The 21,101-nt window shown below is 63.1% G+C and carries 16 protein-coding genes and 1 pseudogene; 14 read left to right on the forward strand and 3 right to left on the reverse strand.

Annotated elements, in window-relative coordinates:
• Nucleotides 1-286 precede the first annotated feature (286 nt).
• The 14 genes and pseudogenes from RCH06_RS16550 to RCH06_RS16615 all read left to right on the forward strand — a co-directional run bounded on the left by RCH06_RS16550 (nt 287) and on the right by RCH06_RS16615 (nt 14,281).
• Nucleotides 287-1,522, forward strand: coding sequence for a hypothetical protein (locus RCH06_RS16550; RefSeq protein ID WP_327082566.1), 1,236 nt, complete (start codon nt 287-289; stop codon nt 1,520-1,522).
• Nucleotides 1,523-1,607: 85 nt separating this feature from the next.
• Nucleotides 1,608-1,790: pseudogene (locus RCH06_RS16555) on the forward strand (hypothetical protein); the annotation flags it as partial.
• A gap of 152 nt (nt 1,791-1,942) precedes the next feature.
• The gene (locus tag RCH06_RS16560) at nt 1,943-3,166 is read left to right on the forward strand and encodes a glycerophosphodiester phosphodiesterase (RefSeq protein ID WP_327082567.1); all 1,224 of its coding nucleotides are present in this window, start codon (nt 1,943-1,945) and stop codon (nt 3,164-3,166) included.
• A 24-nt stretch (nt 3,167-3,190) separates the two neighbouring features.
• Complete coding sequence (locus RCH06_RS16565; RefSeq protein ID WP_327082568.1) at nt 3,191-3,337, forward strand: hypothetical protein; 147 nt, start codon at nt 3,191-3,193, stop codon at nt 3,335-3,337.
• Nucleotides 3,338-3,448: 111 nt separating this feature from the next.
• Complete coding sequence (locus RCH06_RS16570) at nt 3,449-5,143, forward strand: ABC transporter substrate-binding protein (protein ID WP_442799707.1); 1,695 nt, start codon at nt 3,449-3,451, stop codon at nt 5,141-5,143.
• A gap of 16 nt (nt 5,144-5,159) precedes the next feature.
• The gene (locus RCH06_RS16575) at nt 5,160-6,251 is read left to right on the forward strand and encodes an ABC transporter permease (protein ID WP_442799708.1); all 1,092 of its coding nucleotides are present in this window, start codon (nt 5,160-5,162) and stop codon (nt 6,249-6,251) included.
• Nucleotides 6,248-7,174 (forward strand): ABC transporter permease, encoded by a 927-nt coding sequence (locus tag RCH06_RS16580; protein WP_327082570.1) that lies wholly within the window; start codon nt 6,248-6,250, stop codon nt 7,172-7,174. Before RCH06_RS16575 ends, RCH06_RS16580 begins: the two co-directional genes overlap by 4 nt.
• Nucleotides 7,171-8,013, forward strand: a complete 843-nt coding sequence (locus RCH06_RS16585; RefSeq protein ID WP_327082571.1) for an ABC transporter ATP-binding protein — start codon at nt 7,171-7,173, stop codon at nt 8,011-8,013. Before RCH06_RS16580 ends, RCH06_RS16585 begins: the two co-directional genes overlap by 4 nt.
• Entirely contained in the window at nt 8,010-8,783 is a 774-nt protein-coding gene (locus RCH06_RS16590; protein ID WP_327082572.1) for an ABC transporter ATP-binding protein, read from the forward strand. The genes RCH06_RS16585 and RCH06_RS16590 overlap by 4 nt, the downstream gene beginning before the upstream one ends.
• Nucleotides 8,784-9,005: 222 nt before the next feature.
• On the forward strand, nt 9,006-9,977 hold the full coding sequence (locus tag RCH06_RS16595) for a dipeptidase (protein ID WP_327082573.1): 972 nt from the start codon (nt 9,006-9,008) through the stop codon (nt 9,975-9,977).
• Between the two features lie 144 nt (nt 9,978-10,121).
• The gene (locus RCH06_RS16600) at nt 10,122-11,033 is read left to right on the forward strand and encodes an EamA family transporter (protein ID WP_327082574.1); all 912 of its coding nucleotides are present in this window, start codon (nt 10,122-10,124) and stop codon (nt 11,031-11,033) included.
• Between the two features lie 275 nt (nt 11,034-11,308).
• A complete protein-coding gene (locus RCH06_RS16605; RefSeq protein ID WP_327082575.1) occupies nt 11,309-12,367 on the forward strand; it encodes a patatin-like phospholipase family protein in 1,059 nt (352 codons plus the stop codon).
• A gap of 88 nt (nt 12,368-12,455) precedes the next feature.
• A complete protein-coding gene (locus RCH06_RS16610) occupies nt 12,456-13,142 on the forward strand; it encodes a cupin domain-containing protein (RefSeq protein ID WP_327082576.1) in 687 nt (228 codons plus the stop codon).
• 2 nt (nt 13,143-13,144) lie between these two features.
• Nucleotides 13,145-14,281, forward strand: coding sequence for a flavin monoamine oxidase family protein (locus RCH06_RS16615; RefSeq protein WP_327082577.1), 1,137 nt, complete (start codon nt 13,145-13,147; stop codon nt 14,279-14,281).
• A gap of 84 nt (nt 14,282-14,365) precedes the next feature.
• Here RCH06_RS16615 and RCH06_RS16620 read toward each other — a convergent pair whose 3' ends face one another.
• The 3 genes from RCH06_RS16620 to RCH06_RS16630 all read right to left on the reverse strand — a co-directional run bounded on the left by RCH06_RS16620 (nt 14,366) and on the right by RCH06_RS16630 (nt 20,869).
• Nucleotides 14,366-17,338, reverse strand: coding sequence for a cation-translocating P-type ATPase (locus tag RCH06_RS16620; RefSeq protein ID WP_327082578.1), 2,973 nt, complete (start codon nt 17,336-17,338; stop codon nt 14,366-14,368).
• Between the two features lie 73 nt (nt 17,339-17,411).
• Entirely contained in the window at nt 17,412-19,793 is a 2,382-nt protein-coding gene (locus tag RCH06_RS16625; protein WP_442799709.1) for a phosphoketolase family protein, read from the reverse strand.
• Nucleotides 19,794-19,981: 188 nt separating this feature from the next.
• On the reverse strand, nt 19,982-20,869 hold the full coding sequence (locus RCH06_RS16630) for a L,D-transpeptidase family protein (protein WP_327082580.1): 888 nt from the start codon (nt 20,867-20,869) through the stop codon (nt 19,982-19,984).
• Nucleotides 20,870-21,101 lie beyond the last annotated feature (232 nt).

Here is a 21,101-nt window from a genome sequence, read left to right on the forward strand (position 1 = left end):
TCACGCGCTATGACAAAACCGATGTGATGTTCGCTGCCTTTATTACGGTTGCACTCATCGCAGAGGCCTTGAGATAGCGTTAACAGGCTCTAGCGCACAGAAAATTCGGGAGGCCATTGTCGAAGCCCTGCCACTAACCACATCCAACTATGGTGGAGTACCGAACCAGCGAGATGTGTATATCCCGCCAGCGCATTCAAAAGCGCTACGCTTAGAGTGCAACTTGGTCATTGGCGCCAGGGGGGTTGGCAAGTCATTTTGGACAGCGGCGCTGAGCGACTCTACTTTGCGTACATCACTCACCAGCGAAGTGAAAGAGCTAGAGCAAACGGATGTCTATATTGGTTTTGGCAGCAAGCCGAATATTGACGCCTATCCCGACAAGGATACGTTTTCCAAGCTCCTAAAAAGCGGGCACACGCCCTACGACATTTGGCGCAGCGTCGTCGTTCATTGGCTTTGCTCTGTAACTGGTACTGCACTTCCAACAACAAGCCTGCGTGACACAGTGACTTGGGTTGAAGAAAACCCTGAGCTCGTAGCCAGACTCGCTCAACAAGCGGATCAGGTGCTTCAAACCAACGGGCGGTTTGGGATGATCGTTTTTGATGCGCTGGATCGCTCCAGCGATGACTGGACCGAAATGGACAACATCGTGCGCGATTTGCTCCGTGTCGTTCTATGGCTCAAGTCCTTCCCGCGCTTGCACGCCAAGGTCTTTCTCCGTGAAGACCAAGCCAATCGCACGATTACAAACTTTCCGGATGCATCCAAACTACTGGCAACCAAGGAAGTTCTTACATGGGAGTTAAACGATTTACATGGCCTTCTTTGGCAAATGTTGTGTAATGCGGAAGGAGAAAGTGGTGAAGCGCTTCGTGCTGTTTATAAAGATATTCGTGGACTGAACCCAAGCGCACTGGACGGTATTTTTTACATTGGGGGTGAAGTAAAACGCGACAGTGCAGCGCAGCGAGCACTTTTTGAAGCACTCGCAGGGCCATGGATGGGAAGCGGGCCAAATAGGGGAGTTCCGTATGTGTGGTCGGTCAGCCACTTAGCTGACGGACACGGCCGCACCTCACCGCGGTCTTTTTTGGCAGCCATTCGCCAAGCTGCGGAGCACTCAGGTGAAAAGTACCCATCACACCCCTTTCCGCTGCATTACGAAAGTATTAAGAGTGGGGTGCAAAAAGCGTCTGAGATACGGGTGAATGAAATGGCTGAAGATTACCCGTGGGTTAGGGTTGTCATGCTTCCACTGAAAGGACGCACCGTTCCTTGTGAGTTCCCGATCATTGCGGCTGCATGGGATCAACACTTCATCACATTGGATCTTTTCCGAAACACTTCGCAAGAGTTGCCGCCACAACATGCTGACCGAGGTTGGGAAGGTGTCCGCAAAGATCTCGAGCGAATTGGCATTTTTGAAACCATGAAAGATGGTCGCGTAAATCTCCCCGATCTTTACCGAGTCGGCTTCGGCCTTGGTCGTCGGGGGGGCGTCAAGCCGGTGAAATGAGAAAAGAAATTGAGCGCAGCTACAGCACTACGCAAGGCGCTTCAGTTTCAACGTCGCCTAAGGCTACTGCAAAGTCTGCCTAGGGGCCGGCAACACCATCGTCGTCATCGAGCACAACCTGGACGTGATCAAGACCGCCGACTGGCTGATCGACATGGGGCCGGAAGGCGGAGCCGGTGGCGGCACCGTGGTCGGCGTGGGCACGCCTGAAACGCTTGCCGCCAACCCGGACAGCCATACGGGTCACTATTTGGCGCGGCTGCTGTAAAAATTTTTACATTTAAAAATAGCTTAAACCCTTAACTGATTTTATTTTCATGCTGCTTTTTCGATAGCAAAATACTGGCTTTCAGCGGCTGCACATCAAACTGTCATCAAAAGACTGGAGACTCCTGTTTTTCATAACACGGGAGATTTTTGATGACTTTTTTTGCCCACACAAATTCCCTCAAATTGTCAGTGCTCGCCAGCGCAGCGGTGCTGGCGCTGTCTGCGTGCGGCGGGGGTAGTGACGCCCCTGTGTCAGCACCGCAGCCCTTCAAAACATTGGCCAATGTGCAGCCGCTGGTGGTGGGCCACCGGGGGGCCTCGGGGTATTTGCCTGAGCACACCCTGGAGTCCTACACCCGCGCCATTGAGCTGGGCGCTGACTTTGTCGAGCCCGACCTGGTGGCCACCAAAGACGGCGTGCTGATTGCGCGTCACGAACCCAACATCACCAGCACGACCAATGTGGCCATGCTGCCCCAGTTTGCAGCTCGCAAAACCACCAAAAAAGTCGATGGCGTGGACGAAACTGGCTGGTTTGCCAGCGACTTTACGCTGGCTGAAATCAAGACTCTGGGCGCGCTGATCACCGATGCCGAGCGGCCCCAGCAGTTCAACGGCGTCTACAAAATTCCGACGTTTCAGGAAATTATCGATCTGGTCAAAGCCAGGCGCGCGGCTACCGGCCGCGAGATTGGCATTTACCCGGAAACCAAGCACCCGACCTTTCACCGCCAGCTGGGACTGGGCCTGGAAGACCGTTTGATCACCGCGCTGAATGCCGCGAACTGGAACAGCAAAACCGCACCCGTTCTGGTGCAGAGCTTTGAGCCGGGCAGCCTGAAGGAAATGCGCGCCAAGGGCTTGACCACCCGCATGATTCAGCTGATCGACGGCGGCGACTACGACCTCAAGACCGGCAAGATCACCTACGCCTCCCCCTACGACCGTCCTTATGACTGGGCGGTCAGCGGCGACGCCCGGCTCTACAGCGCCATGGTCACGCCCGCCGGGCTGGCCGAAATCAAGACCTATGCGGACGGCATTGGCCCGTGGAAGCCGTACATCGTGCCGGTCAAGGGCACGCTGGACGCGGCCGGCAACCTGCGCGATGTCAATGGCGATGACAAGGTCAACTACAACGATGCCAGCAGCCAGCCCGCCACCACGCTGATTGACGATGCCCACAAGGCCGGTCTGTTGGTGCATGCCTACACCTTCCGCAATGAACAGCGCCGTCTGGCTTTTGACTACAACAAAGACCCCAAGGCCGAGTACCTGCAGTTTTACCGCCTTGGGCTGGACGGCCTGTTCAGCGACTTCCCCGACACCGCCATTGAAGCGCGCAGCGCTTATCTGCGGGAACTGGGCCGCTGAGCGCCGGCGGGTCTGTTCAGCGTCATGATTCCGGTGTTCGACACCATGCTGTCGGCGCGGTTGCTGGACGGGAAAATCCGGAAATGCAAGAACGTGGCCGCGCTGGCGCTGCTGTGTACGCGCAGCTGGCGCATCAGCCAAAAAGAAAAGCCGGCAGCGGCTGCCGACTGAGGCTGAAAATCGGCTTTTTCAGATGATTTAAGGCGCTTGCGCAATACAGGCTTGCGCAAGCAGCTATATTTTTTATAGCATTTTTCAGGTAAATTTGAGACGCTTGCAGGCATGATTTATGCGTCCTTTGCAGTACGATCAACATCCGCTCAATCCCGGTTGACCCACGCAAAGGAACACATCTTGGCCACTTCGTCATTCCCCTCTTTTCCGCTGTCCCGCCGCGTGCTGTGCGCCACGGCTGCGGCCGCACTGCTGCTGTGCCACGGCCCGGCGGCGCTGGCGGCCACGCCCAAGGACACGCTGGTGGTGGCCTTTGCGTTTGACGACATCATCACGATGGACCCGGCGGAGGCGTTTGAGCTGTCTGCCGGCGAAATCATGGGCAATACCTATGACCGGCTGGTGCGACTCGATGTGAATGACCCGTCCAAGCTGATCGGCGACGTGGCGAAGTCATGGACGGTGTCGCCCGATGGCAAGACCTACACCTTCGAGATCAAGCCGGGGCTGAAGTTTGCCTCTAGCAATGCGCTAACGGCGGATGAAGTGGCGTGGTCGCTGCACCGGGCGGTCATTTTGGACAAGTCGCCGGCCTTCATCCTGACGCAGTTTGGCTTCAGCAAGGACAACGCGCGGGACAAGATCAAGGCCACCGGCCCGCTCACGCTGACGCTGGAAACCGACAAGGCGTATGCGCCGACCTTCGTGCTCAACTGCCTGACGGCCAACATCGGGGCCATCGTCGACAAGAAACTGCTGCTGACCAAAGAGCAAAACGGCGACTGGGGTTACGGCTGGCTTAAAACCAATTACGCCGGCTCCGGCCCGATGAAACTGCGCGAGTGGCGGGCCAACGAAATCGTGGCGCTGGAGCGCAACGACAACTACTACGGCCCCAAGCCGGCGATGGCCCGCGTGATTTACCGCCATGTCAAGGAAGCGGCCACGCAGCGCCTGCTGCTGGAAAAAGGCGACATCGACATTGCCCGCAACCTGAGCCCGCAAGACATTGCCGCCGTCAGCACCAACAAAAGCATCAAGCTCACTTCTGCACCCAAAGGCACGGTCTACTACATCAGCCTGAACCAGAAAAACCCGACGCTGGCCAAGCCCGAGGTGCGGGAAGCGCTGAAATGGCTGGTCGATTATTCGGCCATCGGCGACACATTAATCAAAAACATCGGCGTGGTGCACCAGAACTTTTTGCCTATCGGCCTGCTGGGTGCGAGCAAAGAGAACCTCTACAAGCTCGACGTGGCCAAGGCTAAGGCGCTGCTGGCCAAGGCCGGCGTGCCCAACGGCTTCAAAGTGACCATCGACATGCGCACCGTTCAGCCGGTGCAGGGCATCACCGAAGCCTTCCAGCAAACTGCCAAGCTGGCGGGTATTGATGTGGAAATCATTCCCGGCGACGGCAAGCAGGTGCTGACCAAATACCGGGGCCGCACGCACGACATGTACATCGGCCAGTGGGGTTCCGACTACTGGGATCCGCATTCGAACGCCGACACCTTCACGCGCAACCCTGACAACGCCGACGACGCCAAAGCCAAGCCGCTGTCCTGGCGCAATGCCTGGGCGATTCCGGAGCTGACCAAGAAATCAGACGCCGCCGTGCTGGAGCGCGATGCCGGCAAACGCAAGGCGATGTACGAAGAGTTGCAGGCCGAATTTCGCAAGACCAGCCCCTTCATCATGCTGTACCAGCAGACCGAAGTGGCCGCTTACCGCAGCAATGTGGAAGGCGTGAAGCTTGGCCCGACGTTTGACACCAACTACATGTTCAAGGTCGCCAAGCGATAACCGGCAACGTGCAGTTTTGGCAGTTCCTGATCCCCTCGCCCTGAGCCCGGCGCCGCTGTCGGCGGCCCGGCCTTCCCGCCCGTCACCGCATGTTCGCCGCCTGAAGGCCCTCGGGCGCTTTTTGGTGGTGATTTTGCTCACCTATTTGGGCTTGCTGGCGGTGACGTTTTTCATTGGCCGGGTGATTCCGGTCGACCCGGTGTTGGCGATGGTGGGCGACAACGCGCCGCCGCATGTGGTGGCGCGGGTGCGTGAGGAAATGGGGCTGAACAAGCCGCTCCACACGCAGTTTTACATCTACCTGCGCAAGGTGCTGAGCGGCGATTTTGGCGTTTCGGTGCTGACCGCCAACCCGGTGATGCAGGACATTCGCCGCGCCTTTCCGGCGACGATGGAGCTCGCCAGCCTGGGCATTTTGTTCGGTGCGGGCCTGGGCGTGCCGCTGGGTGTGTGGGCGGCAGTGCGGCGCGGCAAACTGGTCGATCAGGTGGTGCGCGTCATCGGGCTGGTCGGCTATTCGGTGCCGATTTTCTGGCTCGGGCTGATGGGGCTGGTGCTGTTTTACGCCAAGCTGGACTGGGTCGGCGGGCCGGGCCGCATTGACGTAGCTTATGAATTTACGCTGGTGCCGGTCACCGGCTTTTTGCTGCTGGACACCGCGATGGCCGGCGAATGGGACGCCTTTGGCAATGCGCTGTCGCACCTGATTTTGCCGGCGTCGCTGCTGGGTTACTTTTCGCTGGCCTACATCAGCCGCATGACGCGCTCGTTCATGCTCAACGAGCTGGCGCAGGAATACGTGGTGGCGGCGCGTGCCAAGGGGCTGTCGGAGGCGCGCATCATCTGGCGTCACGCGCTGCGCAACGCGATGGTGCCGCTGGTGACGGTGATTGCGCTGTCGTATGCCGGACTGCTGGAGGGCTCGGTGCTGACCGAAACCGTGTTTGCCTGGCCGGGCTTGGGGCTGTACATCACCAACTCGCTGCAAAACGCCGACATGAACGCGGTGCTGGGCGGCACGATTGTGGTGGGTTCGATCTTTATCGGCCTGAACCTGCTGTCCGATTTGCTCTACACCCTGCTGGACCCGAGGACGCGCACGCGATGAATGAGACGACGCTTTCAAAACCTGAAAGTCTGCACCAGTGGCTGATGTCCGACCGGCCTTCTTCCAGAAGGCAGGCCGCACTGGGCCGCGCTTATGGCGGCTGCCGCACGTTTGCGCGCAACCGGCTGGCAATGGTCGGGCTGTTCATCGTGATGGCCTTGATTCTGGTGGCGATTTTTGCCGACCTGCTGGCGCCCTACTCGGCCTACATCGGCGACTTGCGCACCACGCGGCTGCTGCCGCCGTCGTGGGCGCACTGGATGGGCACTGACGACCAGGGGCGCGATATTTTGTCGCGGCTGATTCACGGCTCGCGCATCACGCTGTTCGTGGTGGTGCTGGTCGCCGTGCTGGCCGCGCCGCTCGGGCTGCTGGTCGGCACCGTAGCGGGGTATGCGGGCGGGCTGGTCGATGCCGCCTTGATGCGCATCACCGACATTTTTCTGGCGTTTCCGCGCCTGATCCTGGCGCTGGCGTTTGTCGCCGCGCTTGGCCCTGGCATCGAGAACGCGGCGATTGCGATTGCCATCACGTCCTGGCCGCCGTATGCGCGCATGGCGCGGGCCGAAACGCTGACGATTCGGCAAACCGATTACATCGCCGCCGTGCAGTTGCTGGGTGCGTCGCCGTGGCGCATCGTGCTGCGCCACATCATGCCGCTGTGCGTGTCGTCGGTGATTGTTCGCGTCACGCTCGACATGGCGGGCATTATTTTGACCGCCGCCGGGCTGGGTTTTCTGGGTCTGGGCGCGCAGCCGCCGATGCCCGAATGGGGTGCGATGATTGCCAATGGCCGGCTGTATGTGCTGGACCAGTGGTGGGTGGCGGCAGCGCCCGGCGCGGCAATTTTCATCGTCAGCCTGGCGTTTAACCTGCTGGGTGACGGGCTGCGTGATGCGCTCGACCCGAAGGCGACCAAATGAGTACGACCCCCCTGTTGGTCGTCGAAGACTTGCGCGTGGCGTTTCCGGGCCGCGATGGCGGCCTGGTTGAAGCCGTGCGCGGCGTGTCGTTCACGCTGGGCCGCGAGCGGCTCGGCATCGTCGGCGAATCCGGTTCGGGCAAATCACAAACTGGTCGCGCCATTTTGGGACTGACCGCGCCTGAAGGCCGCATCTCGGCGAAGCGGCTTGAATTTGGCGGCGTTGATCTGCTCAACTGCCCGCCCAAGCAACGCCGGGCCTTGCGAGGCGGGCGCATTGCAATGGTGCTGCAAGACCCAAAGTTCTCGCTCAATCCGGTCATGACCATCGGCGCGCAGATTATTGAAACGCTGCAGGCACACACCCGCGTGTCGAATCAGGAAGCCAAAAAACGTGCGCTGGCCGCGCTGGAATCGGTGCGCATCGACAACCCCGAGCGCGTTTACAAGCTGTACCCGCACGAAGTGTCGGGCGGCATGGGCCAGCGGGCGATGATTGCGATGATGCTGATTGCCGAGCCGGATATCCTGATTGCCGACGAGCCGACATCGGCGCTGGATGTCACCGTGCAGTTGCAGGTGCTGTCCATCCTGGATGCGTTGGTGGTCGAGCGCGGCATGGGGCTGATTCTGGTGTCGCACGATTTGCGGCTGGTGTCGTCGTTTTGTGACCGCGTTCTGGTGATGTACGCCGGGCGCGTGGTGGAAGAACTGGCGGCGGGCGGGCTGGCCCATGCGCAGCATCCGTACACGCGCGGGCTGATGGCGTGTTTGCCGCAATTGGGCGCATCGACGCATCCGCTGGCGACGCTGGACCGCCGGCCGGAGTGGGCGCTGTGAGCGCGCATCCGGCGCTGGGTCTGGACGTGGGCCACCTGCGCGTGAGCTTTGACGGCTTTGTCGCCGTGGCTGACACATCGTTCAGCGTCGCGCCAGGGGAGAGTTTCGGCATCGTCGGCGAATCAGGCTCGGGCAAATCAACCGTGCTGCGCGCCATCTGCGGCCTGGCGCCGAAAGAGTCGGGCAGGGTAGAGCTGACCGGCGACGGCGCAAGCCATGCGCCCGGCAGCAAGGCGTTTCGCCGCCGCGTGCAGATGGTGTTTCAAGACCCGTACGGCTCGCTGCACCCCCGCCAGACGGTGGACCGGCTGCTGGCCGAGCCGCTGGCGATTCACAGCATTGCAGACGCTGAAACGCGCATCGAACGCGCGCTTGATGAAGTCGGACTGGGCCAGGGCTTTCGCTTTCGCTACCCGCACCAGCTGTCGGGCGGGCAGCGCCAGCGCATTGCGATTGCGCGGGCGCTGATTCTGGAGCCGCAGATTTTGCTGCTCGACGAACCCACCTCGGCGCTCGATGCGTCGGTGCAGGCCGAGGTGCTGAACCTGCTCGAAGACCTGCGCCAGCGCCGCAATTTGACCTTCATCATGGTCAGTCACGATTTGGCGGTGGTCACGCATTTGTGCGAGCGGCTGATGGTGATGCAGCGCGGCCAGACGGTGGAAGTGCTGGCGTCCAGCGACCTGGCCGCCCACCGCGTGACCGAGCCTTATACCCTGAGCCTGATGCACGCGTCGTCGGGCTTTCAGCGCGCTGGCACAGCGGCTTGACGGGATTGCGGTTTGCAAAATCAGCGCAAGCCATGCTACTTATTTAATAGCTGCTTGCGCAGGTGCTGCCTGCGCTGCAGCCCCTATTTGCTTAAAAAACTCTGCTTCAACCCGTCATTCCCGCAAAGGCGGGAATCCAATGCCGCAGCGCTAGCCACCAAGCCCTCTGGATTCCCGCCTTCGCGGGAATGACAAAGACGCGAAAAAACTCAAGCCAACACCATGATTCACTGGGAAGCCCACGCCTGCCTGCCGCTGCACCCCGACGCTGATTTCTCGCCGCTGGACAAGCTGCGCGACGCGGGGGTTCATTACGTGTCGGTCAATGTCGGCATGGACATGAACCCGGTCGCGCAAATTGTGTCGGTGCTGGCGGCTTTTCGCGCCCGGATTGCCGCGCACCCGGAGCGCTTTGTGCTGGCCCGCAGCGTGACTGACATTGAGCGCGCGGCGGCCACCGGCGTGCTGGCGGTCGGGTTTGACCTTGAAGGCGCGCTGCCGCTGCTGGGGCAGCCCGACATGGTGGCGCTGTACCGCGACCTGGGCGTGCGCCAGATGCACTTTGCCTACAACCGCAACAACCCGGTGGCCGATGGCTGCCATGACATCGAGCGCGGCCTTACGCCGCTGGGCCGGCGCATGGTTGAGGCGGTGAACCGCGCCGGTGTGCTGATGGACTGTGCGCACACCGGCCGGCGCTGCAGCCTGGACATCATGGCTGCGTCCAGCCAGCCGGTGATCTTCAGCCACGCCAACCCGCTGGCGCTCGTCGAGCATGGCCGCAACATCAGCGACGCGCAGATCAAGGCCTGCGCGGCTACCGGCGGCGTGGTCTGCATCTCGGGCGTGTCGGCGTTTTTAGGCATGCGCCAGCCCACCGCCGACGACGTGGCGCGGCATGCGGCTTACGTCGCCGGGCTGGTGGGCGCGCAGCATGTCGGCATCGGGCTGGACATCAGTTTTCGCCAGGACGCGCTCAACGACAACCCGCCGGGCGACTACGACCCGGCTTACTGGTGGCCCCGCTCGGCGGGCTACGACAGCGGCATCACCAGCATCACCTACACGCCGCTGGACACCTGGCAGCAGTTGCCGAGCGCTCTTGAAAAAGCGGGCTTGAGCGCAGCCGAAGTGGCCGGCGTGATGGGGGACAATATGCTGCGCGTCGCCCGTCAGGTCTGGCAGCCGTCCTGAATTGCCCCGCCCTTGTTCAATTTTTTCAACCCCTCCACCTGAGGCGCCAGCCTTCATGTCCTCCATCACCCCGCGTTTTTTGGCTAGTCCCCGGCCAGTCAAACCGTCTCTGGATGCCGCCCGCAGTGCGCAGCCGCACCCCGCATGAAAAATGAAGCCCTGACGGGGCGTGACCTGGCGGCTGCACTGGTCGTGGTGCTGGTGTGGGGCGTGAATTTTGTCGCCATGAAGTTTGCGCTGCGCGACTTCACGCCGTTCCAGCTGGGCGCGGCGCGCTTTTTGTTTGCCGCGCTGCCGCTGATGCTGTTCATCAAGCCGCCGCAGGTGCCGTGGAAATGGGTGGTGCTGTACGGGCTGTTCCAAGGCGTCGGCCAGTTTGGCATTTTGTTCATTGCCCTGAAAGTCGGCATGACGGCGGCGCTGGCGTCGGTGCTGCTGCAGACGCAGGTGTTTTTTACCGCGCTGTTCGGCTTTTTTCTGCTGCACGAGCGCGCCAGCCGGCCACTGCAAGTGGGCATGGTGCTGGCGGCGCTGGGCTTGTCGTGCTTTGGCTACAACTACGTCAGCCCCGACGCGGCCAGCAGCAGCGCCACCACCGTGGCCGGCTTGCTGCTGACCTTGTGCGCCGCCGCCATGTGGGCGCTGTCCAACATCGTGGCGCGGCAGGTGCAAAAAGTGTCGGTCAACTATTCGCCGATTGCGTTTGTGGTCTGGAGCGGCGCGGTCGCCATCGTGCCGTTCATCATGCTGTCGTGGCTGTTTGATGCCGAAGCGGTGCGCTGGCAGTGGCTGCAGGCGCGCTGGAGCAGCTGGTTGTCGATTGCCTATCTGGGCTGGGTGGCCACGATTGTGGGCTACAGCCTGTGGACCGGCCTGCTCAAGCGCCACCCCGCCAACCGGGTGTCGCCCTTCGGCCTGGGCGTGCCGGTGGTCGGCCTGGCCGCCGGCATGCTGGTGCTGGGCGAAGTCATCACGCCGTGGCAATGGGGCGGCATTGCGCTGACCGTAGCGGCGCTGGCCTGCGTGATGCTGGGCGGATTGCTCAAACGCCGCTGATCCACCGAACGGTGCTTGTTTTGACCCACCAAGCCTGCAAGGCTGCCGCGTATCCAATCAGGAAAATCAACCTGATTAGCTACGTGCCTCAGACGTTTATTACCCCCTGCCATTCCCGCGAAGGCGGGAATGACAGCTGTAAGTAGCTGAGGCCGGTATTAATCAGTCAAATTGGCCGCCAGCGCACACCAGCCATGCGCAAGCAGCTATCTTTTTCAAAGCAAAAAACATTACTGGCAGGCGGCCTTGCCCGCCGCCGCTAAACTGCCTGCCACATGACAGCAACATATTTCCCCCTGCGCCTGACCCCTTATTTACGCTCCTGCGTCTACCTGAGCCTGGCCGCTCTGGCCGCCTGCGGCAGTACGCCGCCGGCCCCGTCCGCCGCAACGCCCCTAGCCACCACGCATGCCGCCCCCATCAAAATTGGCGTGGCGCTGGGCGGCGGTGCGGCCAAAGGCTTTGCGCACATCGGCGTCATCAAGATGCTGGAGGCCAACGGCTTCACGCCGGCCGTAGTGGCGGGCACCAGCGCGGGCAGCGTGGTCGGCGCGCTGTACGCCAGCGGCATGAATGCGTTTGAGCTGCAAGAAAAAGCCGTGGCGCTGGACGAAGCCAAAATCCGCGACCTGCAACTGTCCTCGGGCGGGCTGATTCTGGGCCAAAAGCTCGAAGACTACGTCAACGAGCAGGTAAAGAACAAGCCGCTGGAGCAGCTGGCCAAGCCGTTTGTGGCCGTGGCGACAAGGTTGGAAGACGGCAAGCGCACCGTGTTTGCGCGCGGCAACACCGGCCAGGCGGTGCGTGCGTCCAGCAGCATTCCGGGCGTGTTCCAGTCGGTGACTATTGGCCCCTACCATTTTGTCGATGGCGGCATCACCAGCCCGGTGCCGGTGGATGCGGCCCGCCAGATGGGCGCGGATGTGGTGATTGCGGTGGACATTTCCAGCAAGGCGCGCGGCCGGGCGCCCGACGGCATGCTTGGCACGCTCGGCCAGACCATTGCCATCATGGGCCAAAAACTGGGCCAGGCCGAACTGGCGCGCGCTGACGTGGTCATTCGCCCGCAGGTGCTCGACATGGGGTCGGCCGACTTCACCCAGCGCGCCCAGGCCATCCTGGAGGGCGAAAAAGCCGCGCTGGCCGCCATGCCGCAAATCCGGGCACTGATCGCCAGGCTGCAGGCCGAGCGCGATCAGGCCTTACATCTGGCACAAAAACAGACGGCCGCGCAGGCTGCTCAAGCGCAGTACCAGGCCTGTCTGGAAAACCGCTCGCGGCTGCGCAAAATCGCCGGTATGGCCGGGCTGGATGGAGACTGCGTCGCGCCTTGACGCCGCACGCAGCTTGCGCTGACGCCACTGCCGCCCTGCGCGGCGCTGCCAGGCCGCCCGCTAAACGCCAAATGTCTGAAAGAACCCCATGCTGATCCACGCAGATTTCTCGCAACGCGCCCTCGTCACCCCCGATCAGCACGAATGGACACCCTCGCCGATGGCCGGTGTCGAGCGCGTGATGCTGGACCGCGTCGGTGAAGAAAAAGCCCGCGCGACCAGCCTGGTGCGCTACGCCCCCGATTCGCACTTTGCGCGCCACCTGCATCCCGGCGGTGAAGAAATTCTGGTGCTGTCAGGCGTCTTCTCGGACGAGCACGGCCACTATCCGGCGGGCTGGTATCTGCGCAATCCGCCCGGATCAGCCCACCAGCCTTTCAGCGTCGAAGGCACGACCATCTTCGTCAAGCTGTGGCAAATGCAACCCAGCGACAGCCACACCGTGCGCATCGACACCAACGATGCGGCGGCCTGGCAGCGCCAGAACGGGCGCGAAGTCTGCCCGCTGTTCTCAAGCGAGACCGAACAGGTTTGCCTGCAACGCCTTGCGCCGGGCCAAACCGTAGTGGCTGCATCAGCCAACGGCGCCGAACTGCTGGTGCTGGACGGCAGCGTGGCGATGGCGGGCCAACCCTGTGCGCCCGGCAGCTGGCTGCGCCTGCCCGAAGGCGACGCGCCAAGCATCACCGCCAGCGCGCAAGGCGCTACCGTTTACCTCAAGACCGGCCACCTGAGCCGCACAGCACTGACCACGTCATCGGCGTTGAAGGCGTAGCCATGCAGACAGCGCGTATCGCCATCGTTGGCGCAGGCCTGAGCGGCTTGTACGCCGCCTGTTTGCTGGAGCAGCAAAGCCTCCACGACTACGTGCTGCTGGAAGCGCGCGACGGCCTGGGCGGGCGCATCGCCTGCGCGCCTGCATCGGGCCAGCCAGCGACCGGCGCAGAAAAGTTAGACCGTGTCGATTTGGGGCCGACCTGGTTCTGGCCCGGCTACCAGCACCAGTTGGCACGTCTGGTCGATGACCTGGGCTTGACGAGCTTCGCGCAGCATGAAACCGGCGACACGGTGGTCGAACGCTCGCCCCACGAGCAGCCTGTGCGGGTGCGCGGCTACGCCAATTCGCCGCCTTCGATGCGTCTGACAGGCGGCATGGCAGCATTGACCGATGCGCTGCACCGCCGTCTGGACGCCAGGCGCATTCACACCGGGCAGACGGTGCGCCGCCTGCGCTGCATGCCGCAACACGTGGAACTGGACAGCGAAAACGCCCACGGTGAAGTCACCACGTGGCGCGCAGAACACGTGTTGCTGGCGCTGCCGCCGCGCCTGGTGGAGCACAGCATTGAATTTGAGCCCGCCCTGCCGCCAGCGCTGGCCGGGCAATGGCGCGCAACCGCCACCTGGATGGCGCCCCATGCGAAATACATCGCCGTCTACGACACCCCGTTCTGGCGCGAACAAGGCTTGTCCGGCGAAGCCAGAAGCGCGCGCGGGCCGCTGGGCGAAGTCCACGATGCGTCAATGCAGGGCGGCAGCGCTGCCCTGTTCGGCTTTTTCGGCGTGCCTGCCGACGTTCGGCAAAGCGTGTCAGAAAGCGAGCTGAAAGCCCATTGCCGTACCCAATTCACCCGCCTGTTCGGCAGCCAGGCCGCCACGCCCAAGGCTGAATTCATCAAGGATTGGGCGTTTGACCCCTACACCGCCACCGCTGCCGATCTGCAAAGCACCGGCCAACACGCGCAAGCACCCGCTACTACCGCCCCGTCTGGCCCGTGGAGCGGCCGCCTGACCGGCATTGCCAGCGAATGGTCGCCGCAGTTTCCGGGCTATGTGGCCGGGGCGATTGAGGCGGCGGGTTTGGGCGTGAAGGCGTTGCACTTACTGGCGCAGACAAGTCCATGCGGTAAGTAAGCCCTCTTCATGGGGTGCGGTCGTGAGCGGTTGATCGCCTTGTCCATCCCGCCAACATATCCCCTGCGCCCGAGAGTTCACGCCTCACCTCCGCGACGCAGCACCGGTCGTCTCCGACGCCCCCTCTGAATCACGTTCGACATTGCCGCCAGTGCTGTCCCGCTGAGCCCAGAGGCGTCGCCCCAGCTTTCGCAATTCACTGAACCACAAGACGCCGCTGGCCAACACCACGCACACGGCCCACTGACTGGCGGACAGCGGCACGGTGCCGAAGGCGAGATTAAGAAAGGGCAAATGCACCACCGCCACTTGCAACGCCGCCGACAAGGCCACAGCGCCCCACAACCAGTGGTTGGAAAACAAGTTGCTGAACGCAGACGCGGTTTGCGAGCGTGCATTGAAGCAGTTGAACAACTGCGTCAGCACCAGCACCGTGAAGGCGGCCGTGCGCGCAAGTTCCATGCTGTGCGAGCCAGCGCCCACCCAGGCCGGTAGCGGCTCGAACAAGCCGCCAGGCAGGAACAGGTCCAGGGACAGCAGCGACAGCAGCGCCATCACGACGCCAAGCTCGGCCACAGCCAGGCCCATGCGCAGATCAATCACGCGCTGGCTGCGCGGGCGGGGTTTGCGGGCCATCACATCCTCGCTGATCGGGTCCAGGCCCATGGCCAGCGCGGGCCCGGTGTCAGTGATCAGATTGATCCACAGGATCTGCGTGGCCAATAGCGGTAGCACCACGGCCCCACCCGAACCAGTCGCAGTGGCTTTCAAGCCGATCACTCCCGCGCCGACCACGCCCAGGAAGACCGTCAGCACTTCTGCGATGTTCGACGACAGCAGGTAACGCAAGAACTTTTCGATGTTGTCCAGCACGCCACGCCCTTCGCGCACCGCTTGCACGATGGTGGCGAAGTTGTCGTCGGCCAGCACCATGCGGGCCGCCTCCTTCGTCACTTCCGTGCCCGCCACACCCATGGCGATGCCAATGTCGGCGGCCTTCAGGGCCGGCGCGTCATTGACGCCGTCACCGGTCATCGCCACCACATTGCCAGCTGCCTGCAGCGCCGTGACAATGCGCAGCTTGTGTTTGGGTGCCACACGTGCGAAGACCGAGGTCTGCTGCGCCGCGGTGGCGAAGGCTGCGTCGTCCAGCGCGTCCAGTTCCATGCCCGTCAGCACGGACGCCCCGGCTTGGACGATGCCGAGGTCGGCCGCAATGCGTGCGGCCGTGCGCGGGTGGTCGCCGGTGATCATGATCACGCGGATGCCGGCCCGATGCGCCTGACCGATGGCGACTGCAGCCTCGGCACGCGGCGGATCGATGATGCCGACGGTGCCGAGGTAGACCAGGTTGTGTTCCAGCCTGGCCGCTTCATCGTCATCCCCCGGAATCTGCGCGTCGGCCGCCAGGGTGCGGCACGCCACGCCGAGGGTGCGCAGTGCGGCATCGGTCATCGCATCCACGTCGGCCAGAATGCGTGCACGGGTCGCGTCGTCGAGGGCCACCGTCTGGCTGCCCACCAGCACCTGCGTGCAACGCGCCAGCATCACGTCGGGCGCGCCCTTGATAAACATCACATGCGCCTCGGCGTTGGCATGGTCGACCTCCAGCGTCGACATCATCTTGCGCTGCGAGGTGAAAGGAATCTCACCGATGCGCTCGTAACGTTCGTCTCGTTTGGCGGACTCGTCGCTGCCGCCCAGCTTGCGCGCGGCCACCAGAAAGGCCGCCTCCGTCGGGTCACCCTGCACGATCCAGGTGCCCGTGTCGTCCTGCTGAAGCTCGGCATTGCCGGCCAGACAACCCCCATTCAGCACGTCGATCAACTCGCTGCGCAGCGGCCCCTTGTTCTGGCCGGTAATTTCAACGCCATCGCTCTCGGCCCGGCCCTCGGGTGCATAGCCCACGCCGGTGATGTCACTGCGCCCTGATGCCGTCATCACGCGCTGGATCGTCATCTCGCCGCGTGTCAGCGTGCCGGTCTTGTCGGAGGCGATGACCGAGGCCGATCCCAGCGTCTCCACCGACGCCAGCTTCTTGACGACGGCATGCTGGCGCGCCATGCGGCGTACGCCCATCGCCAGCACCACCGACAAGATAGCCGGCAGCCCCTCGGGCACCGCAGCCACGGCCAGCGACACCCCCAGCAGCAGCACCTGAACCACATCGGCCACGCCGTGGATGTCGGAGATGAGCAGGATGGTGGTCACCACCGCTGCGGCGATCACCACCGCAGCGATGCCCAGCACCTTGCCCAGGTAGGCCATCTCGCCTTGCAGCGGTGTCGGCTTGTCGGGTGTGGTGTCCAGCAACGTGGCGATGCCGCCCATCTCGGTAGCCATGCCGGTGGCGGTGACGACGGCATGGCCGGTGCCCTGGGCGATGGCGGTGCCCTTGAAGACCATGTTCAGCCGGTCACCCAGCGCCGCCGGCGCCGGCAGCGGCGCTGCGTCCTTCAGCACCGCCTCGCTCTCGCCCGTGAGCGAGGCCTCCAGCACGCGCAGCGCTGCAGCCTGCGTCAGGCGCGCATCGGCCCCCACCGCGTCACCTTCGGCCAGCACCAGCAGGTCGCCCTTGACCAGTTCGGCACTCGGCACCCGCGCCACCGCGCCGCCGCGCAGCACGGCCGAGGTGGCGGTGGTCATTTTCGCCAGCGCCGCCACGGCTTGCGCGGCCTTGGCTTCCTGCAGCCAGCCCAGCACCGCGTTCAACACCACCACAGCGGCGATGACGATGGCGTCCAGTGGCCAGCCGGCCACGCCGCCTTCACCCCGGCCCTCGAACCACCAGGCGGCCAGGGCCACGGCCGCCGCCGCACCCAGCAGATAGACCAGCGGGTCTTGTAACTGCGCCAGGACGCGGCGCCAGGTGGGCACGGGCGGCACGGCGCGCAGTTCGTTGCGGCCATCTGCCACCAGTCGCCTGGCGGCTTCCTCGGTGCTGAGACCGCGCTCCAGGTCGGCGCCGAGCGCCACGGCCACGGCAGCGGCGTCGATCAATGAAGGATCGCCCTGCCTGTCGCGCTGTTGCTGCGCATGCACTGCCTCATCGGTCATCGGGTCACCTTCTGCAACGAACCCGCCAGGCGGGCGGTGTGGTGAGCGATCCGCTCATCTTCCTGCAACGTCATCACGCACGGCCCCGCCAGCGCCAGTCCCGCACCTCGGGCAGGTCGTCGCCATGCTCGGCGATGTAAAGCTTGTGGCGCTCGATGCGGCTCCAGTAGCGCGCCGTCGCCCGCTCGACCTCGCCCGCCAGACGGGGGATGCGCCGCACCACGTCCAGCGCCAGCTGGTAGCGGTCCAGGTTGTTCAGCACCACCATGTCGAAAGGCGTGGTGGTGGTGCCTTCTTCCTGGAAGCCACGCACATGCATGTTGGCGTGGTTGTTGCGGCGGTAGGTTAGCCGATGCACCAGCGACGGGTAACCGTGGAAGGCAAAGATCACTGGCCGGTCGGTGGTGAACAGGGCGTCGAAATCCCGGTCATTCAAGCCGTGCGGGTGTTCGGTTTGCGACTGCAAGGTCATCAAGTCGACCACGTTGACGACACGGATGCGAATGTCGGGCGCATCGTCGCGCAGCAGCATCACCGCCGCCAGCGTTTCCAGCGTGGGCACGTCGCCGGCACACGCCATCACCACGTCGGGTTCCTGGTCGCTGGCCGCATCTTCGTTGCCAGCCCAAGACCAAACACCCGCGCCAGCCGTGCAGTGGCGCACGGCAGCGTCCATGTCCAGCCATTGCCACGACGGCTGCTTGCCCGCCACGATGACGTTCACATAGTGGCGGCTGCGCAGGCAATGGTCAGCCACCGACAGCAGGCAGTTGGCGTCGGGCGGCAGATAAATACGCACCACGTCAGACGACTTGTTCGCCACATGGTCCATAAAGCCCGGGTCTTGGTGCGACAGGCCGTTGTGGTCTTGTCGCCAGACGTGTGAGGTGAGCAAAATGTTCAGCGAAGCGATCGGTGCCCGCCACGGAATCTTGCGACTGACTTTCAGCCACTTGGCATGCTGGTTGAACATCGAGTCGATGATGTGGATGAAGGCCTCGTAGCACGAAAAAAGTCCGTGCCGCCCGGTCAGCAGGTAGCCCTCCAGCCAGCCTTCACACAGGTGCTCGCTCAGCACTTCCATCACGCGGCCTTCGGCGCTGAGGTCGGTGTCGTTTGCCACCGTCTCGGCCATCCAGGTCTTGCCCGAGACGGCATACACCGGGTCAAGCCGGTTCGACGCGTTCTCGTCCGGGCCAAACAGGCGGAAATTGGCGTTGTCCAGATTGAGCCGCATCACTTCGCGCAGCAAGCCGCCAAGCACGCGTGTCGCCTCACCTTGCACCGCACCGGGCGCAGACACGACCACGGCATGTTCACGCAGCCGCGGCATGATCAGCGCTTTGAGCAGCTTCCCGCCATTGGCGTGCGGGTTAAAGCCCATGCGGCGCTGGCCTGTCGGCGCAAGTTCCGCGAACTCTTCGCGGAACTTCCCGGCGGCGTCGAACAACTCCTCGGGCTGGTAGCTTTGCAGCCACGCTTCCAGCTGCTGCAGGTGTTCGGGTTGGGTGAACTTCGAAATCGGCACCTGGTGGGCGCGCCAGGTGCCCTCGACCGGCAGGCCGTCCACTTCCTTCGGCCCTGTCCAGCCCTTGGGCGTGATCAGGATGATCATCGGCCAGCGCGGCAGCACGGGGGGTTGTGGCGCGTCCGGCGCACGCGCTTCGGCCTGAATGCGCTGGATTTGCGCCAGTGACTTGTCCAGCATCGCCGCCAGGCTCTGGTGCACCAGCGCAGGGTCATCGCCTTCGACCAAGAGCGGCTCGTAGCCGTGCCCGCGCATCAACGCTATGAGATCGCTGCGGTCAATGCGGGCCAGCATCGTCGGGTTGGCGATCTTGTAGCCGTTGAGGTGAAGTATCGGCAGCACCGCGCCATCACGCGCCGGATTCAGGAACTTGTTCGAGTCCCAGCTTGCCGCCAGCGGCCCGGTTTCGGCCTCGCCATCGCCGACGATGCAGGCCATGATCAGGCCCGGATTGTCAAATGCGGCGCCGTAGGCATGGGCCAGCGAATAGCCCAGCTCACCGCCTTCGTGGATAGAGCCGGGGGTTTCAGGCGCCACATGGCTGGGAATGCCACCGGGCCACGAGAACTGGCGGAACAGACGCCGCATGCCGCTGCGGTCGCGTTCAATGGCGGGGTAGCGCTCGGTGTAGGTGCCTTCGAGGTAGGTGTTGGCCACGATGCCCGGCCCGCCGTGGCCAGGGCCAACGACGAGCAGCATGTCGAGCTCGTGCGCCTTGATCAGCCGGTTCAGGTGCACGTAAATCAGGTTCAGGCCGGGCGTGGTGCCCCAGTGCCCCAGCAGGCGCCGCTTGACGTGTTCCAGTGCAAGCGGCGTTTCGAGCAGCGGGTTGTCCTGCAGGTAAATCTGCCCCACAGAGAGATAGTTGGCGGCGCGCCACCAGGCGTGCATCTTGTGAAGCAGGTCGGGTGACAGGGTGTCAGGCATCGTCATTCCCCAGATTGGTTAACAGGCCAGTAAAGCACGAAGCACGGGATCGCTGTTTGTTCTATGACAAACAGCGTGGAAAGGTGCTTGCTTTAAAAGCGCAGGGAAAAGTGTGCCCACAGCGGAGCGCAAGGCCCGCTCAACCTCAGGTGCGTGGGATCACGCTTGATCGCCTGGCAGCCCTGCAGTCAATAAACCACCACCCGGTCGACGACCTTGAGCTGCTCGTAGAGCCACTTGGCGACCTGGTAGTCGCGCAGCTGGCTGCAACCGTGCGAGCCGCCTGCGTAGCCCTTGTCGGCGAAGTCCTGTGAGTAGTGAATAGCCACGTTGCCCTCGTAAAAAATGGCGTAGGGCATCGGCGTGCGTTCGCCAAATATCCTGGAGACCGTGTCGCTGTTCATGTACCAGATGCGAAATTCACCGTCCGGGCCTTGCCAGCCGGGCATGGCAAAACGCGCCTCCCGCGTAAAACGCACCTTGCCATCAACGACATAAGACATTTTTTGCTGCTTCTTGGAGACGCACACCACCTTGCCCACTGCACAACGGGGGTCAAGCTGCTGGACCAGGGTGCTGGCCGGCGGCGCGTCGAACAAATCGGCATAGCGGGGGTTGCGCGTGCGGCGCAGCAAAGGCGTCCAGGTGCGCTCGTCAATGACCTCGCTTGCGGGCAAGCCAATGCGAACGCGCCAGGCCTCAATCGCGCGCCGGGTGGCGGCGTTGAAATTGCCATCGACCGCGCCCTGGTACAGCCCTACCTGACGCAGCCGGTGTTGCAACTCCATCATGTAGCCGGCCTGCTCAGGCGCAACGAACCAGGCGCCGATGTCGGTGTTGTTCAGCTCGGCTTCAGTCGGCGCGCGCGTACGCGCCTGGAGCGCGGTCCAGGTGGGCGGGTTGACGACGCCGGTGGCGCGCAGTCCGTTGTCGCGCTGGAACTTCAACACAGCGTCTCGCGTGACCATGCCGAATCGCTCTTCGACGTCGTACAGCGCCAGGTATTTGGCCAGCCGCAGGCGCACCTGAAGCTCGCGCACCTGGGGCGACTGGGAGCGGTAGCGCAGCTCCTGCACCAGTGGCGTGGACGCGCGTGGCGGCCTGTGCCTGCGCAGACAAGACCAGCGTGATGACTGCCGCCACCGTACGGACGAGCGAGCCAGCAAAAGAGGAACAACGAGGGATCATGGCCAATGATTATCAAGTCCCAAACTGACCTTGCCCCTGGATTCCGTATCCCATAACCGAGATCATGAACGGGCTTGATGGGCCTGAGCCGCAAGCCAGTTTTCCTCAAACTGCATCGGG

Origin of the sequence: Polaromonas sp. CG_9.5 (assembly GCF_035984465.1) — a bacterium.
In the GTDB taxonomy this organism is placed as follows: domain Bacteria; phylum Pseudomonadota; class Gammaproteobacteria; order Burkholderiales; family Burkholderiaceae_C; genus Polaromonas.

Coding starts and splice junctions, on each gene's coding strand:
- RCH06_RS16560 (WP_327082567.1), top strand. CDS start 1,943: ATGACTTTTTTTGCCCACACAAATTCCCTCAAATTGTCAGTGCTCGCC.
- RCH06_RS16565 (WP_327082568.1), top strand. CDS start 3,191: ATGATTCCGGTGTTCGACACCATGCTGTCGGCGCGGTTGCTGGACGGG.
- RCH06_RS16570 (WP_442799707.1), top strand. CDS start 3,449: ATGATTTATGCGTCCTTTGCAGTACGATCAACATCCGCTCAATCCCGG.
- RCH06_RS16580 (WP_327082570.1), top strand. CDS start 6,248: ATGAATGAGACGACGCTTTCAAAACCTGAAAGTCTGCACCAGTGGCTG.
- RCH06_RS16585 (WP_327082571.1), top strand. CDS start 7,171: ATGAGTACGACCCCCCTGTTGGTCGTCGAAGACTTGCGCGTGGCGTTT.
- RCH06_RS16595 (WP_327082573.1), top strand. CDS start 9,006: ATGATTCACTGGGAAGCCCACGCCTGCCTGCCGCTGCACCCCGACGCT.
- RCH06_RS16600 (WP_327082574.1), top strand. CDS start 10,122: ATGAAAAATGAAGCCCTGACGGGGCGTGACCTGGCGGCTGCACTGGTC.
- RCH06_RS16605 (WP_327082575.1), top strand. CDS start 11,309: ATGACAGCAACATATTTCCCCCTGCGCCTGACCCCTTATTTACGCTCC.
- RCH06_RS16610 (WP_327082576.1), top strand. CDS start 12,456: ATGCTGATCCACGCAGATTTCTCGCAACGCGCCCTCGTCACCCCCGAT.
- RCH06_RS16615 (WP_327082577.1), top strand. CDS start 13,145: ATGCAGACAGCGCGTATCGCCATCGTTGGCGCAGGCCTGAGCGGCTTG.
- RCH06_RS16620 (WP_327082578.1), bottom strand. CDS start 17,338: ATGACCGATGAGGCAGTGCATGCGCAGCAACAGCGCGACAGGCAGGGC.
- RCH06_RS16625 (WP_442799709.1), bottom strand. CDS start 19,793: ATGCCTGACACCCTGTCACCCGACCTGCTTCACAAGATGCACGCCTGG.